Genomic DNA, 14,818 nt, shown 5'->3' on the forward strand with positions numbered 1-14,818 from the left:
GCGCTGGCGGTGTTCGTCGCGGTCGCGCTGCCGTATTTCGACGGCGCCCATCTGCACCCGTTCATGCCGTTCGGCTTCGGCAAATCCTTGTCTCCCGATGGCACGGAGCGCGGGGTGATGGCGGCGGCGGCGATCATTTTCTTCGCCTTCTATGGCTTCGATGCGATCTCCACCGCCGCGGAGGAAACCAAGAATCCGGGGCGCGATCTGGCGATCGGCATCATCGGATCGATGGTGGCGTGCGTGCTGATCTACATGGGTGTCGCGGTGGCGGCGGTCGGTGCGCTGCGCTTCACCGCGTTCGCCGACAGCCCGGAGCCGCTGGCGCTGATCCTGCGGGAAATCGGACGGCCGGGCTTCGCCACCTTTCTGGCCGCCAGCGCGGTGATCGCGCTGCCGACCGTGCTGCTGGGCTTTCTGTTCGGGCAGAGCCGCATCTTCTTCGTGATGGCGCGCGACGGGCTGTTGCCAGCATCGCTGGCGAAGGTGTCGCGGCGTGGCACCCCGGTGCGGATCACGATCCTTACCGCGGTGCTCGTCGCGATCATCGCCGGGGTGATGCCGATCGACGCGATCGCCGCGCTCGCCAATGCGGGCACGCTGGCGGCGTTCATCGCCGTCTGTGTCGCGATGCTGGTGATGCGCCGCCGTGCGCCGGATCGGCCCCGCACCTTCCGCGTTCCGCTGGCGCCGCTGGTCGGCACGATCGGCGTGGCGGGATGTCTGTACCTGTTCGCCAGCCTGCCCTCGAAGACGCAGGCCTATTTCGCACTGTGGAATGTTGCCGGACTGGCGGTCTATTTCCTGTGGGGGCGTCGTCGCGCGGGGGCCGCACTGGCTGAGTAACACCCGGCTTCGGGGCGCGGCGTTCGCCGGTATGCGCTACGGGTGGGGCGCGATCCCGTCCCACAGGTCGCGATGGTCGGCGTCATGGCCGTCCATCCCCGGCTTGGTCAGATAGCCGCGCGCTTCGGGGATGTGGCTATAGATCATCCGCAGCGGCTTTTCGTGCCACTGCAGATTGAAGGCCCATTGTTCGGGGAAGAACTCGACCGACGAATATGGCAGATGGTCATGGATCCACCACGCCAGCCGTTTCCAGTCGTCGGGCGCAGTGAAGGCGTCGGCGAAGCTGGGAACGACGATACCCGCGGTCGCGCCCATCTGCCCGGCGGCATCGCGCTTGTCCCAGATATGCCCCGCAAGGCTGCGCTCGTTCGATGCGCAGCCATAGCCCTTGGCCGCCCCCATCGCATTCACCTCGGCGGAACGCAGACCCGAGCGGATGAACAGCCGCCCGAACGCGTCCTGCAACGGCTCCAGCAGGTCCTGGCACAGCCGAGCGCCGGCGGCGATGGCAAGGTCGGGATCGTCGGGAATGTTGGGCAGACCGTGCAGCGCGGCAATTTCCGAATAAAGGAAATCACGCATATAAAAGCTTTTGGAAAGCTGAACCCGGCTGAGCTCGTTGAGCCGGGCGACAGTCTGCGGTTTTTTCAATCCCTTTCTCCCAGCCTGCCGACGTAGCCGCATGGGCGCGTGAAGGCGAGGGATTGTCGACGCGCCGAGTCCGGCGATGGGACTCGCGCTCTCCCGCGCCCTTCACGCTGCGATCACCGCTTCTTCACGAACTCCGCGCGCAGGACGAGGCCCTTGATGCCGTCGAACCGGCAGTCGATCTCCTGCGGATCGCCGGTCAGCCGGATCGATTTCACCAGCGTACCGCGCTTCAGCGTCTGACTGGTGCCCTTCACCTTCAGATCCTTGATCAGCGTCACGGCATCGCCATCCGCCAGCACGTTGCCGACCGCGTCGCGCACCTCGACGCCATCCGCCGTGGCCGCAGAACCGGCGGTGCCGACCTCGCTCGCCGGGCGCCATTCGCCGCTCGCTTCATCGTAGATATAATCGTCGTCCATCATTCTTCCCCCCGAAAGAAAAAGGAGGGCGCGACGGCCCTCCTTTCGTAAAAACCTTTAAGATTGAATTGGTTATGCGGCCAGCTTGCGCAGCACGTAGTGAAGGATGCCGCCGTTGAGGAAATATTCAAGCTCGTTGACGGTATCGATCCGGCAGCGCGTCATGAACGTCTCGGTCGAGCCGTCGGGGCGCGCCAGCGTCACCTCGACATCCTGACGCGGACGCAGCGAGGCGACGCCATGGATGGTGAAGGTTTCGTCGCCGGTCAGCTTCAGCGTCTCGCGGGTCACTCCGTCCGCGAACTGGAGCGGCAGCACGCCCATGCCGACCAGGTTCGAGCGGTGGATACGCTCGAAGCTTTCGGTGATCACGGCGCGCACGCCAAGCAGGTTGGTGCCCTTCGCCGCCCAGTCGCGCGACGAGCCGGTGCCATATTCCTTGCCCGCGATGATGACGAGCGGGGTGCCGTCCGCCTTGTGACGCATCGCGGCGTCGTAGATCGGCATGACCTCGCCCTCGTAGCGGCTCATGCCGCCCTCGATGCCGGGGACCATTTCGTTCTTGATGCGGATGTTGGCGAAGGTGCCGCGCATCAACACTTCATGGTTGCCACGGCGCGCGCCATAGCTGTTGAAGTCCTGCCTCGACACCTGATGCTCCTGCAACCAGGTGCCCGCCGGGCTGTCCGCCTTGATCGAACCGGCCGGAGAAATGTGGTCGGTGGTGATCGAATCGCCCAGGATCGCCAGCGGCTTCGCCTCGATGATGTCGGTCACCGGGGCCGGGGTCATGCCCATGCCCTCGAAATACGGTGGGTTGGCGATATAGGTGGATCCGGCACGCCACGCATAGGTGTCAGAGCCGGTGACGTCGATCGCCTGCCACCGGTTATCACCGGCATAGACGTTGCCGTAGCGGTTGCGGAACATCGTGTCGTCGATGTTGGCGGTCATCAGATCCGACACTTCCTGGTTGGTCGGCCAGATGTCCTTCAGGAACACGTCGCCGCCATCCGAACCCTGGCCGATCGGCGTCGCGTTCATGTCGGTGGTGACGGTGCCCTTCAGCGCATAGGCGACCACCAGCGGCGGCGAGGCGAGGAAGTTCGCCCGTACATCCGGCGAGACGCGGCCCTCGAAATTGCGGTTGCCCGACAGCACCGAGGCGGCGACGATGTCGTTCCCGTTGATCGCGGCCGAGATCGGCGCGGCGAGCGGACCCGAATTGCCGATGCAGGTGGTGCAGCCATAGCCGACGAGGTTGAACCCCATCGCGTCCAGATCGTCCTGCAACCCGGCCTTTTCCAGATAGTCGGTGACGACCTGTGATCCCGGCGCGAGCGAGGTCTTCACCCACGGCTTGGGCTGCAGGCCCTTTTCGCGCGCCTTGCGGGCGACCAACCCGGCGGCGACCAGCACCGACGGATTCGAGGTGTTGGTGCAGCTGGTGATCGCCGCGATGACGACGTCGCCGTCGCCGATGTCATGCCCACGCTCGTCCACCGGCACGCGCGCTGGCGCGTCCTTCTTGTAGACCTTCGCCAGATCGGCGTTGAACACGTCGTCGACCTGGTCGAGCGCGACCTTGTCCTGCGGCCGCTTCGGACCGGCGAGCGACGGCACCACCGTCGACATGTCCAGCTCCAGCGTGTCGGTGAAGACGGGATCGGGGCTGTCGGCATGGCGCCACATGCCCTGCGCCTTCGCATAGGCCTCGGTCAGGGCGATCACTTCGTCCGGGCGACCCGTCAGCCGCATATAGTCCAGCGTCTTGTCGTCGACCGGGAAGAAGCCGCAGGTCGCGCCATATTCGGGCGCCATGTTGGCGATCGTCGCGCGATCGGCCAGCGTCATCTGGTCGAGGCCCGGGCCGTAGAATTCCACGAAGCGGCCCACGACGCCCTTGGCGCGCAGCATCTGGGTGACGGTCAGCACCAGATCGGTCGCGGTGATGCCCTCGCGCAGCGCGCCGGTCAGCTTGAAGCCGACCACCTCGGGGATCAGCATCGAGACCGGCTGGCCGAGCATTGCCGCCTCCGCCTCGATCCCGCCAACGCCCCAGCCGAGCACGCCCAGGCCGTTGATCATCGTCGTGTGGCTGTCGGTGCCGACCAGCGTATCGGGATAGGCGATCGTCGCACCGGATGTGGCATGATCGCCGGTTTCCTGCGACGCCCATACGGCGTGGCCGATATATTCGAGGTTCACCTGGTGGCAGATGCCGGTGCCGGGCGGCACCACCTTGAAATTGTCGAGCGCCTTGCTGCCCCATTTCAGGAACTCGTAGCGCTCCGCATTGCGGGCATATTCCAGATCGACGTTATCTTCGAATGCCTTGGGCGTGCCGAATTCGTCGACCATCACCGAGTGATCGATGACGAGGTGGACCGGCACCTGCGGATTGATCTTCGCCGGGTCGCCGCCCAGTTTGGTGATCGCGTCGCGCATCGCGGCAAGATCGACCACGCACGGCACGCCGGTGAAATCCTGCATCAGAACGCGCGCGGGGCGGTACTGGATCTCGCGATCGGAGCGGCGCTCCTGCTGCCAGTCGACGATCGCCTGGATATCGTCGCCGGTGACGGTGACGCCGTCCTCGAACCGGAGCATGTTTTCCAGCAGCACCTTCATCGAGAAGGGCAGGCGGCTGATGTCGCCATACTTCTGCTCGGCCGCCTTCAGCGCGAAATAATCGTAGGACTTGCCACCCGCCGACAGAGTGGTGCGCGCGTTCAGGGTATCCTGGCCGATGGCCGTCATGGGCAATGGTCCTTCCTCAAGGGCCGGGCGCGCTCGGGGAGGCGGCGGATGCCGCACGAGCGCGCGCGGGAGCGAATGTCCGATTTCGCCGCGCGATAGCAGTGGCGCGCGCGGGGGGGAAGGGGGAGGTGGATCGACCTGTCCCACGGGTCCGGGCCACCACCCGACCCGCACCGCCCGATATGAGGGAAGCCCGCCCTACAGCTCCGCGACCATCCCCGTCAGCACTTCGAGGCACGCCACGCCCAGCGCCTTTGACCGCGCCGGGCTCCAGCCCTCCACCGCATCGGGGTTCGGATCATGATCCTTGAACGGCATTTCCAGCGTTACCGACACCGCCCCGAACCGTTCGGCAAGCTGGTTGGTGGACATCGACAGGTTCGCCTTGCCGGGCGCCGAGCGGTCATAGCCCTTCTCGGTTTGGAAATCGGGGGTGTGCGACGCGAGCCGCCGGCCGAACTCGATGAACCTGCGCCCCTGCTCCTCGGTCAGTGACGGGATTCCTTCGAAACCAGCGATGAAATTCGCCGCGATCGCCTCGTCGCCATGTACGTCGAGCGCGAAATCGACGCCGGTGCGATCCATCTCGCGGAGCACGTACAGCACCTCCGGCGATCGCTCGGCGCTGGGCGCGTGCCACTCGCGGTTGAGGTTCACGCCCGCGGCATTGGTGCGAAGATGGCCGCGGCGGGTGCCGTCGGGGTTCATGTTGGGGACGACGTGCACCGTCGCGGCGGCGAGCAGCGGCGCGGCGGCCGGGCTGGTCAGCCAGTCGAGCGCGCCGTCCATCCACCATTCCGCCATCGATTCGCCGGGATGCTGGCGCGCATACAGCCACACCTGCTTTTCCCCATCTCCGACACGGAAATAGTCGATCGCCTGTCCGTCGAGCGTCTGCCCCAATTCGCGGTGCGCCACCCCCGGCCGCGCGGCGATGCGGGCGATCAGGCGAGCATGCATCTCCATCGTATACGGCGCGAAATAGGCGAACCAGGCGACCGGGCCGTCACCGGACCAGTCGAATTCCAGCACCCCCCGCTCATATCGCGTGTCGATCATCCGCCACGTCTCGAGGTCGGTCGATGCGCGTGCGCGATAGCCCGGCCAGCCGAACGGATAGGCGCTGTCGCCGGCATTCAGCAGCCGGAAGGTGACGCGCCGCCCCGCCGTCAGCCCGGCGGCGCGGAAATAGAACCACTGAAAGAAGTCGGACTGGTGATCGCGCACGATCTGCAGATCGCAGCGGACCGAATCACCGTCGTCGTCGATCGCGACCACGTGGATGTTGCCGCCATCGAAGGCAGCGTTGATGGCAAGCGTCATTTCACCTCGATAGTACGGCCGGACTCGCCGGGGAAATCCTTGAACAGGGCCTGCGCCAGGCGGTTGGCCACCGATGCGGCATCGGCGTCAGGCGCGGTGGTATCGGTCAGCGATTGCGCCTGGCCTTCCCAGATCGCGTCTCCGCCCTGGCGGATGCGTACCGACAGTTCGGTGATCACGCCCCAGCGCGACCGCGTGTTGCCGACCGGGAAATTGACCCCGCCGCCGATACCGCCGCCGCCACGCCAGCCCCCCGAATAGCTGCCGCCGCCGATGCCGATGGTCAGGGGCGAGCTGCGCGGGGGCAGCGCGCGATCGGCTCGGGTGAAGCCGACGGTGGCGATATAATCCGCCTTTGCGCCGGGTGCGGGGTTGGTGAAGCCGTTGCGCAGCAGCTCCGCCTGCACGGCGGCGGCATAGGTCTTGTATTCGATGCTGGCGGAGGAGGGGCCTTGCAGCGGCTCGACCGTGATCGTGCCGCGCCGCGCGACCGCGTCGTAATGGAAGCGAGTCGCCTCGACCGGAAATACCTGTGGGCCGGTGGCGCAGCCGGCCAACAGGGTGGCCGCGACCAAGAGGACATTACGCATACGACAGCTTCCCCCGATGTGATACATCGCGACATAGCAACGCCGCAGCGGCCCGCAAGCTCCCCCGCCCGCCAGCCCCGCCCGCGAGCCCTGCCGATCACCGCGAACCGGCCGCCGCCGGTTGACTTTGCTGACCCGTGCCACTAGGCGGCGCGCTTTCCAGATTTCATCCGAAGAAGCGCCATCCCATGAAGATCCGCAACAGCCTCAAGTCGCTCAAGGACCGGCATCGCGACAACCGCGTGATCCGCCGTCGCGGCCGCACCTACGTCATCAACAAGACCAACCGCCGCTTCAAGGCCCGCCAGGGCTGATTCGGCGGTCGCGCAGGACGTGGCACTGACGTCGGTCATCTTCGACGTCGGCCATGTGCTGTACGACTGGAATCCGCGCGTCTTGTACGAGCGCCTGTTCGACGACGAACGGGCGCTCGACCTGTTCCTGACGTCGGTGGCGACGAAGGAATGGCATTTTCAGCATGACGCCGGTCGTCCCTTCGCGGAGACGTCGGCGGAACTGATCGCGCGCCATCCCGAGCATGCGGCGATGATCGCTTTGTGGGGACCGCGCTTTTCGGACCAGATACCGGGGCCGATCGCGGGCATGCCCGATCTGATCGCCGAGCTGGATGGCGCGGGCGTGCCGCTGTTCGCGATCACGAACTTCTCGGGCGAATTCTTCGCGCCGTTCCGCGAACGCGAGGCGGCGCTGTTCGACCGTTTCCGCGATATCGTCGTGTCAGGCGATGAGAAGCTGATCAAGCCGGATGCCGCGATCTTCCATCTGGCGCTGGCGCGATTCGGCGTTCGGGCCGACGAGACGATCTTCATCGACGACAATGCCGCCAACGTCGCCGGGGCGGAGGCGGTGGGGATCCGTGCGCACCTGTTCCGCGATGCGGCCACCTTGCGCGCGGAACTGGCGGCGCTGGGTCTGCTACGTCACAGCGTCAGCCACAATGCCGCGGCGAGCGCCAGCACGCTGGGATAGAAGGTCAGCGCAAAGCCGAAGGCGCGCGCCGATGCGCCATGGCGATAGCCGGCATGGAATAGAACCCGCCCGGCGACGAAAAGACCGACCAGTACCGCCACCGGCAGCCGCGAACCGCCAAAGGCCGCGGTCAGCGCCAGATGCGCACCGATCGCCAGCACGCTTTGTTCCAGCGTGTTCTGCAGGATGGCGCGCGCTGCCGCGACGTCGGGCGAAGCCTCGGTCGTCGCTGCCCCTGCCAGGTCCTGCGGCGAAAGGAAGCGCCGACGGGCGACATCCCCGATCGCGACGGCGAGGCACAGCAGCACGAACAGGTCGGCGCGCAAGGTGGTCTGTAGCCGATCGATGAACGGCTGTTCCGCGCCGGCGCAGGCAAAGGCGAGCGACAGCAATGCCATGGCGGTCAGCAGCGCCGCTCCCATCGCGGCCGCCACGCGACGCTGTTCGCGGTGAAACGGGGCGGTCGTCATCGCCGCGTATTATGACGCGAGTCCAGGCGCCGGTACAGCACCCGTAGCCGGGGTCCCCTTTCGATGGCTGGCCTATCCCGCCAGCCGCCACCGCGCCACCGCCTCGTAACGGGCGCCCTCCGGGTCCAAGCGGCTTTCGAACAGGAGGACGTGGTCCATCGTGAATTGCCGTGTCGCCAGCGCGGCATGGCGATCGATCCATTGCGGCAGCCCTTCGGTCGATGCGCGGCGTCCAAATCGCGCCAGCGTGACGTGCGGCAGGTATCGGCGCGGGTCGGGCGCGATGCCGGCGCGCGCCAGTGCCTGATTGACCTTGCGGTGCAGCGCCGCCAGCGGCTCCGCCGGCGTGATCCGCGCCCATAACGTGTCGACGTGCCCGCGCGTATCGAACGTGCCGACACCGTCGATCCGCACCGCTGGCGGCGTGGCCCTGACCGCCGCGAGCGCCGCCGCGACATCGTCCGCCTGGTGCCGATCGACCTCTCCCAGAAAGCGCACCGTGACGTGGAGTTGCTCGTCATCCTGCCAGCGGGCGCCCGCCACGCCATCCATCACCGACAACAGGGCGGCGCGGATCGGCGGGGGCGGGCGCAGGGCGACGAACAGGCGGTGCATCGCCGCGACATAACCGATCCGTCGATCGCACGGCAGACGGAACCGCCACCCCCCGCCGACCGCTCTGCCCGCTCACGACAATAGGAGCTGGCATGGAAGACGATCGCGTCTGGACGTTCGAGGAAAGCCTGTGGACCGGCGATGCCGCGCACTACCGCGAGTCGATCGACGAATCGTGCCTGATGGTGGTGCCGATGCCACCGTTCATCTTGCAGGCCGAGGCGGCCGTGAAGGCGGTCAGCGATACGCCGCGATGGCGCTCGGTGTCGTTGGACGATCGCCATATCGTGCGACCGCAGGAGGGGCTGATCGTCGTCGGCTATACCGCCACGGCGCGACGCGACGGCGAGGGTAACGACTATGTCGCGCACTGCACCTCGACCTACCGAAGGGTGGCGCATGACGAGTGGCGTGTCGTCCAGCATCAGCAGACGCCGCCACTGGTCGCTGAGGCGCAGAAGGAATAGGCAGCGCGCGCGATCTGCGCGATCGGGATGGTCGGTGCCGCGTCGCACTGACCATCCCGCACCCCCCAAGCGTTATTCCGCCGCCACCCCGGCGCTGCTGAACATGTCGCCGGTGTCGCCACTTTCCTCGTTCGCGGCCTTCACGCCCTTCGCCTTCTGACGTTTGTCGAACGCATCCCACACGTCGTTCCATTGCCCGCGTGTCGCCGCCTTCGAATATTCGGTCGCGCGCGTTTCAAAGAAATTGGCATGCTCGACGCCATTGAGCAGCGGCGTCAACCAGGGGATGGGATGCTCGTCGATCATATAGATCGGCTTCATGCCCAATTGCCCCATCCGCCAATCGGCGATGTACCGAATATACTTCTTGATATCCTTCGCGGTCATGCCGCTGACCGGGCCCATTTCGAAGGCCAGGTCGATGAACGCATCTTCCAGGCGGATGGTCGTCTGGCACTGGTCGGCAATATCGTCTCTCACCGCCTTGGTCAGGCAGTCGCGTTCCTTCACGAAGGTGTGGAACAGGCGGATGATCCCCTCGCAATGCAGGCTTTCGTCCCGCACCGACCAGCTGACGATCTGCCCCATGCCCTTCATCTTGTTGAAGCGCGGGAAGTTCATCAGCATCGCGAAGCTGGCGAACAGCTGCACGCCTTCGGTGAAGCCGCCGAACATGGCGAGCGTGCGGGCGATATCCTCGTCGCTGTCGACGCCGAAGTTCTGCATGTAATCATGCTTTTCCTTCATCTCGGCATATTCGAGGAAGGCGCCATATTCGCTCTCGGGCATGCCGATCGTGTCGAGCAGGTGGCTGTAGGCGGCGATGTGGACCGTCTCCATGTTGCTGAACGCGGTCAGCATCATCTTGATCTCGGTCGGCTTGAACACGCGGCCGTATTTCTCGTGGTAGCAATCCTGCACCTCGACATCGGCTTGCGTGAAGAAGCGGAAGATCTGCGTCAGCAGATTGCGCTCATGATCGGTCAGCTTTTGCGCCCAGTCGCGACAATCCTCGCCCAGCGGCACCTCTTCGGGCAGCCAGTGGAGCTGTTGCTGGCGCTTCCAATATTCGAACGCCCAGGGATATTCGAACGGCTTGTACTGCTTCGATGCGTGAAGGAGGGACATGACTTTACTCCGCGGAACCATAAATTTCGAAGGGGGATCGGAAATGATCGATCATGGCGTGGCGCTCCATTGCCACATGGCCGACGCGCTCATCGCCAGCACCATGCCGCCCGCGAGCGTCATGATGCCGACCATGCGAAAGGCATAGACGCGCCCCTCGCTCTGCGGCCGGCGCAATTGCAGCAGTAGCCACAGACCGGTGAGCCCGAGCACCAGCGCGACCATGAACATGATCGCGGATTGCGGTGGCAGTGTCGCCAGCGTCATGCGACCAACTCCGGCGCCGTGCGTTGCGCCCCCGAACCTGTTTCGACAGGGCCAACCAGAGGAGAACGACGATGGCCGATGCCAGCCAGATCAAGGAACATGCCACGGTGATTGGCGCGGACGGCGTCCATGTCGGCACCGTTGACCATGTCGACGGCGACCGAATCAAGCTGACCAAGAACGATTCGCCGTCCACGCAGGACGGGCAGGGCGCGAAGCATCATTACCTGCCGCTCGGGCTGGTCGCCGAAGTGGAGGGCGATACCGTGCGCCTGTCCGCGACCGCGCAGAATGCGCAGGACATGTTCGAAGAGGCGGAGTGATCCGTCACCGCCCCGCGCCATGCGCGCGGGGATGACCCCATGGCCCCATATGGGCCGACACAGGGTGTCGCGGCGCAAGCCACGGCACCCTGTTCCGTGTTGGCGGTGCGCCAGCACCAGCGCCCGGCCGCACGCATGATCGCGCCGCGCCGGCGGGCCGGCGGCTGCTGAACGAAGCGATCGGGGGATGGGCTGGGGCATAGTGGCTCGGCGTCTCATCGGCATCGCAGCAACGCGATCGGTCATCGGGGCATTGGCGGCAGGCAGATCGTCACGCGGACGGCGCGAAGCGGCTGCTTTCCTGCGCCTTCGCTTCAGCGTCGCCGTTTGGGTCTTAACCGTTTCGTGCCGGTGATTCGGTCGGGCCTGGCGTTCCACCGCATTCGCTACAGTCCCCCGCTCGCGTGACATGCCCAGCCGTCGTTCGGCTCCGCGCGATCCTACTAAAGCGAGCCGTCCGGGGGAAGCGATAAAAGCGATATCTGGGTGGGCGAGTCGGTTCGCTACCGCAACATCTGGTAGTGGGGGCGTGTCGGAGCGCCCTGCTTCTCCCGCTGTCTGAGGCGCTGCCAGGGGAGCGATCCCCATCATTCTGTCGCCCGGCCTTCGCCGCCGCGCGCGGCCTGATCGCGTCACACAAAGTGAGACACTTGCGGTCGCACGCTCTGGCATGGTTAACCATTTTTTAATAGACGTAAGCGACCTTCGCCCGCGCCGGGCGCAAACCCCGGCGCCAACGCGACCGGGGATGTGACAAGAGTCGCGCTTCGGAACGGAAGTATTTGGCGTCAATACTTGGAAAATGTGTTAGCCATTTGAAATCAAAGGCAAATTCTGCTTATTGTCGTGTTACAGAATATCGAATTGTGTAACGCGAGGCAACAAGCCTAGCAGAAATTTTGTTAAAAGCCGTTAGTGTCGCGCAGAGCGGGCCTCCTGGGTTCGCTTAGTCGCCCGCGCGTGACGGCGCGTCTGGCGGGGTCGGCATGGTCTTGCGCCACATCCGCAGCGCAATGGAGCGCTCTTCAGGGCCGGTCGCAGCGGCGTAGATGGCGGTGGTCCGCATATCGGCATGCCCCAACCAGCGCTGGACAAGATTTAGTGGCACCTGCGTCTGGATCGCGGCGACCCCAAAACCATGGCGCAACCCTTTCGGCATGGCATGCAGGCCCGACAATCCTGCACGGTCCATGACCCGTCGCACCCGTCGATAAGCGGTCATTCGCGAGATCGGCCATAGCAATGCTGCCGCCTCGCTCTGCCGTATTGGTCTGTTGAGATGATGCACCTCAACAAGAAGATCTATTAATTCGGCCGGAACGGGAACCGATCGGTAGACACCACGGCGCCGCTTCTTGAGCGATTCTATAGTAATCATTCGCTCTGTTCGATCGATGCTTCTGGGGGTGAGCGACAGAGCCTCGGATATGCGGCATCCCGTAGCAGATAACGTCCAGCACAATGTCAATGTGTCAGGTTCAAACTCGGATGCGACAGAAATGAAGTGTCTTACCTCAGATGAGCTTAGATACTTTCTCTGTCCGTCCCGACTGATGATGAGATCTAACATGATGTGATTACCCCTTTGCTGTTATGACCTACGAATATACTATTGTGAATATTTGATATGGCGGTGATCCTGGGCGTTGCACAATTCGATATTCGGTAACACGACTCGCGGCGGACGTGGGTTGGGGGATGCGTGAATGAGAGCGGCAAACATGGACAGCGGGGACGATGATCGGGCTCTCGACATCGCGCGCCGTTTGCCACGCGTCTCGTCATTCCAGCGCTCGGCCTATGTCCGCCGTTCGCCCGGCCTGGTTCGGGCGTTTTCAGAATCGCGTCGCCATGCTGCGACGCGCGAAGGACCCTGCTTCGTTTCGCGTTTTGCCAATCCCGATCTCGCGGAGCGTGGCAGTGCCAGCGGGGCCTTGGTGTCTGGGTGCGGATTGCCGGGCCCGGGCCATGGGTTTCGTCGGCGGGCGGCGTCGTCACTGGTCATTTGGCCGGGCGATGCCGCCGGTGCGCCGTTGCCTTTTCCTTTTCATGGGTGCGTCGCCTTTTGGGCGCCACCGTCTTCGAACACGCCGGCGCTCAGGCTGGCTTGTACGCGTGGCATCCGGTGGGCGGCCGGATGGGGGTGTCGCGGAACGATCCGTCCAATTGTCCAGGCAAGGGCTGCGGTCCTTTAAAGGGAATTCACACATGATGAAGAAGTTCGTCGCTGGCCTGGTGGCCGGCGTAGCGATTGTCGCGTCGGCTCCGGCCTTTGCGGCGGGTTCGGCGAGCCCCGGCACGCTCGACGTCAAGCTGAAGGTGACGACGGGTTGCGACATCAACGGTAACGGTGGCATCGGCGCCGGCAGCGGCGCGAATGCGTTGATCGATTTCGGCTCATACGCGCCGGGCACCAGCAGCGGGCCGACCACGGTGACGGGGCAGGACACGGGCTCCAGCCTGGTGATCACCTGCTCGGGCACCCAGACCCCCAGCCTGGCCTTCGACGGTGGTCAGAATGCAACGGGTTCGCAGCGCAACCTGAAGCAGGTGTCGGGCACCGGCACGCTGGCCTATGCACTGGGCAGCACCGCGGGCGCCACCGACTATGCCGTCAACACGGCGGTGGCGCAGAGCACTGCCTTCACCGCTGGCGAGGCCCGCACAGTGAAGATCTACGGCAGCGTTCCGGGCGGTGTCCCGACCGGGGCGGAAGGCGCCTACGTCGACGCGGTGCAGATCTCGCTCACCTGGTAATTGCGTCTAGGGGGCGCGCGCGCCGAGTGCCACCGGCACGAGCGCGCGCTGCGCCCCCTTTTTGCCGCCAACCACTTTCTGGCGGCTCCGCGGCTCCGCGTAAGGATTGGCTTGATGCACTGGCAGCGAATGGCGCTGTTTGCCGCGACGGCAAGCGCTTTGGTATGGATGAACGCCGCAGCGGTAGAGGCCGCCTCGCTTAGAATGACGCCCGTCGGGCTCGATCTTTCCGCTCCCGAAAAGGCGGGCGCGATTAGCCTCACCAATACCGCGAGCGAGCCTGTCGATCTGCAGGTTCGCATCTTCAAATGGTCACAGGTGGACGGGAAGGACGATCTGACCGACACGCGCGACGTGATCGTCAGTCCGCCGGTCACCACGATCAAGGGTGGCGACACCTATACCCTGCGCGTTGTCCGCGTCGCGAACCGCCCCGTCGTGGGTGAAGAGGCTTATCGCCTCGTCATCGACGAATTGCCCAAGCCGATCGATCCCCGCGCGACCGGGCAGGGCGTGCGGATGGTGCTGCGGTCGTCGATGCCGGTCTTCTTCACCGCCAAGGACATCAGGCCCGATCTTCAGTTCAAGGCATGGACGGAGGGTGGCAAATCGTACCTTCAGGTGGTCAACGCCGGCCAGCGCCACGCCAAGCTCGCGGGGATGAAGCTGGTGACGCCGCAGGGCGAATTGTCCTTCGGCGGCGGTCTTAATGGTTATGTCCTGTCGGGCCAGACGATGAAGTTCGAGGCGCCCACCGACAAGGTGAAGCCGGCGCCTGTCGTCGACAAGGACGGCAAGCCCGATCCGAAGGCAGCCGCCGGCCCCGAAACGCGCCTGGATAGCGGCATGGTGCAGCTCGTTTCCGGCATCGGTAGTTCGATCGACGTCAAGCAGATGGTCGCCGTTGAAGCGAAATGACGTCACCGTCCCGTCTTTTCTGTACGGCTGATTCACGTCCGTGCCGCCCGGCGTATGTCCGGCACCGGGGGGCGGCGGTGCGCGGGGCTCGCGGTCTGGCGCCGATCCTCGTCGCCGGCTTCATGCTGACAAGCAGTCAGCCCGCGCTTGCTGCCGCCGCGGCGGCAGCGGCGGCGGCAGCGGCGGCCAACCCGGGCCCGATCGGTCGCCCCAAGTCGGTCCAACAGGATCCGAGCGCATTCCGGGCGGGGCTGGGCGTGTACCTCAATGGCGAGGATACCGGGATCATCA

Annotated in this window: 18 protein-coding genes; 8 read left to right on the forward strand and 10 right to left on the reverse strand. The window is 65.1% G+C overall.

Annotated features, from left to right (window positions below; all coding sequences use genetic code 11):
- Positions 1–846 (forward strand): APC family permease (locus tag ACFDSW_RS09500; protein ID WP_375250048.1); only part of this gene is annotated, 846 nt, incomplete at its 5' end.
- Between the two features lie 36 nt (positions 847–882).
- Here ACFDSW_RS09500 and ACFDSW_RS09505 read toward each other — a convergent pair.
- From ACFDSW_RS09505 to ACFDSW_RS09525, 5 genes are all read right to left on the reverse strand, one after another.
- Positions 883–1,431, reverse strand: coding sequence for a hypothetical protein (locus tag ACFDSW_RS09505; protein ID WP_375250049.1), 549 nt, complete (start codon positions 1,429–1,431; stop codon positions 883–885).
- A gap of 182 nt (positions 1,432–1,613) precedes the next feature.
- The gene (locus tag ACFDSW_RS09510; protein WP_375250050.1) at positions 1,614–1,922 is read right to left on the reverse strand and encodes an alkylphosphonate utilization protein; all 309 of its coding nucleotides are present in this window, start codon (positions 1,920–1,922) and stop codon (positions 1,614–1,616) included.
- A 69-nt stretch (positions 1,923–1,991) separates the two neighbouring features.
- Positions 1,992–4,679, reverse strand: coding sequence for an aconitate hydratase AcnA (acnA, locus tag ACFDSW_RS09515; RefSeq protein WP_375250051.1), 2,688 nt, complete (start codon positions 4,677–4,679; stop codon positions 1,992–1,994).
- 198 nt (positions 4,680–4,877) lie between these two features.
- Positions 4,878–6,002, reverse strand: a complete 1,125-nt coding sequence (locus tag ACFDSW_RS09520; protein WP_375250052.1) for a M14-type cytosolic carboxypeptidase — start codon at positions 6,000–6,002, stop codon at positions 4,878–4,880.
- On the reverse strand, positions 5,999–6,592 hold the full coding sequence (locus ACFDSW_RS09525; RefSeq protein WP_375250053.1) for a DUF4136 domain-containing protein: 594 nt from the start codon (positions 6,590–6,592) through the stop codon (positions 5,999–6,001). Before ACFDSW_RS09525 ends, ACFDSW_RS09520 begins: the two co-directional genes overlap by 4 nt.
- A gap of 188 nt (positions 6,593–6,780) precedes the next feature.
- On the opposite strand from ACFDSW_RS09525, the gene ykgO reads away from it, so the two are divergent.
- The gene (ykgO, locus tag ACFDSW_RS09530) at positions 6,781–6,906 is read left to right on the forward strand and encodes a type B 50S ribosomal protein L36 (RefSeq protein WP_003046794.1); all 126 of its coding nucleotides are present in this window, start codon (positions 6,781–6,783) and stop codon (positions 6,904–6,906) included.
- 19 nt (positions 6,907–6,925) lie between these two features.
- A complete protein-coding gene (locus ACFDSW_RS09535; RefSeq protein WP_375250054.1) occupies positions 6,926–7,582 on the forward strand; it encodes an HAD family hydrolase in 657 nt (218 codons plus the stop codon).
- Here ACFDSW_RS09535 and ACFDSW_RS09540 read toward each other — a convergent pair.
- Both ACFDSW_RS09540 and thpR read right to left on the reverse strand, forming a co-directional pair.
- A complete protein-coding gene (locus ACFDSW_RS09540) occupies positions 7,534–8,052 on the reverse strand; it encodes an MAPEG family protein (RefSeq protein ID WP_375250055.1) in 519 nt (172 codons plus the stop codon). The two genes, ACFDSW_RS09535 and ACFDSW_RS09540, sit on opposite strands and share 49 nt — an antisense overlap.
- 72 nt (positions 8,053–8,124) lie before the next feature.
- On the reverse strand, positions 8,125–8,667 hold the full coding sequence (thpR, locus tag ACFDSW_RS09545; protein WP_375250056.1) for an RNA 2',3'-cyclic phosphodiesterase: 543 nt from the start codon (positions 8,665–8,667) through the stop codon (positions 8,125–8,127).
- Between the two features lie 92 nt (positions 8,668–8,759).
- Here thpR and ACFDSW_RS09550 point away from each other — a divergent pair, with 92 nt between their 5' ends.
- On the forward strand, positions 8,760–9,134 hold the full coding sequence (locus ACFDSW_RS09550) for a nuclear transport factor 2 family protein (protein ID WP_375250057.1): 375 nt from the start codon (positions 8,760–8,762) through the stop codon (positions 9,132–9,134).
- Positions 9,135–9,206: 72 nt separating this feature from the next.
- Here the strand turns inward: ACFDSW_RS09550 and ACFDSW_RS09555 are convergent, their stop codons facing one another.
- Entirely contained in the window at positions 9,207–10,262 is a 1,056-nt protein-coding gene (locus ACFDSW_RS09555; protein WP_375250058.1) for a ribonucleotide-diphosphate reductase subunit beta, read from the reverse strand.
- Between the two features lie 51 nt (positions 10,263–10,313).
- A complete protein-coding gene (locus tag ACFDSW_RS09560) occupies positions 10,314–10,529 on the reverse strand; it encodes a hypothetical protein (RefSeq protein ID WP_375250059.1) in 216 nt (71 codons plus the stop codon).
- 71 nt (positions 10,530–10,600) lie between these two features.
- On the opposite strand from ACFDSW_RS09560, the gene ACFDSW_RS09565 reads away from it, so the two are divergent.
- Positions 10,601–10,852 carry a DUF2171 domain-containing protein gene (locus tag ACFDSW_RS09565; protein ID WP_375250060.1) on the forward strand — a complete coding sequence of 84 codons (252 nt, stop codon included), beginning with the start codon at positions 10,601–10,603 and terminating at the stop codon, positions 10,850–10,852.
- A gap of 946 nt (positions 10,853–11,798) precedes the next feature.
- On the opposite strand, the gene ACFDSW_RS09570 is transcribed toward ACFDSW_RS09565, so the two are convergent.
- A complete protein-coding gene (locus ACFDSW_RS09570) occupies positions 11,799–12,422 on the reverse strand; it encodes a tyrosine-type recombinase/integrase (protein WP_375250061.1) in 624 nt (207 codons plus the stop codon).
- A gap of 638 nt (positions 12,423–13,060) precedes the next feature.
- Between ACFDSW_RS09570 and ACFDSW_RS09575 the strand changes: the two genes are divergently transcribed.
- The 3 genes from ACFDSW_RS09575 to ACFDSW_RS09585 form a co-directional block, all read left to right on the forward strand.
- Positions 13,061–13,609, forward strand: a complete 549-nt coding sequence (locus tag ACFDSW_RS09575; protein WP_375250062.1) for a spore coat protein U domain-containing protein — start codon at positions 13,061–13,063, stop codon at positions 13,607–13,609.
- A gap of 114 nt (positions 13,610–13,723) precedes the next feature.
- Positions 13,724–14,527: a molecular chaperone gene (locus ACFDSW_RS09580; protein ID WP_375250063.1), complete on the forward strand. Its 804-nt coding sequence runs from the start codon at positions 13,724–13,726 to the stop codon at positions 14,525–14,527.
- 77 nt (positions 14,528–14,604) lie between these two features.
- Positions 14,605–14,818: hypothetical protein (locus tag ACFDSW_RS09585; protein WP_375250064.1), on the forward strand; the 214-nt coding region annotated here is incomplete at its 3' end.

Origin of the sequence: Sphingomonas sp. (genome assembly GCF_042091075.1) — a bacterium.
GTDB lineage: Bacteria > Pseudomonadota > Alphaproteobacteria > Sphingomonadales > Sphingomonadaceae > Sphingomonas.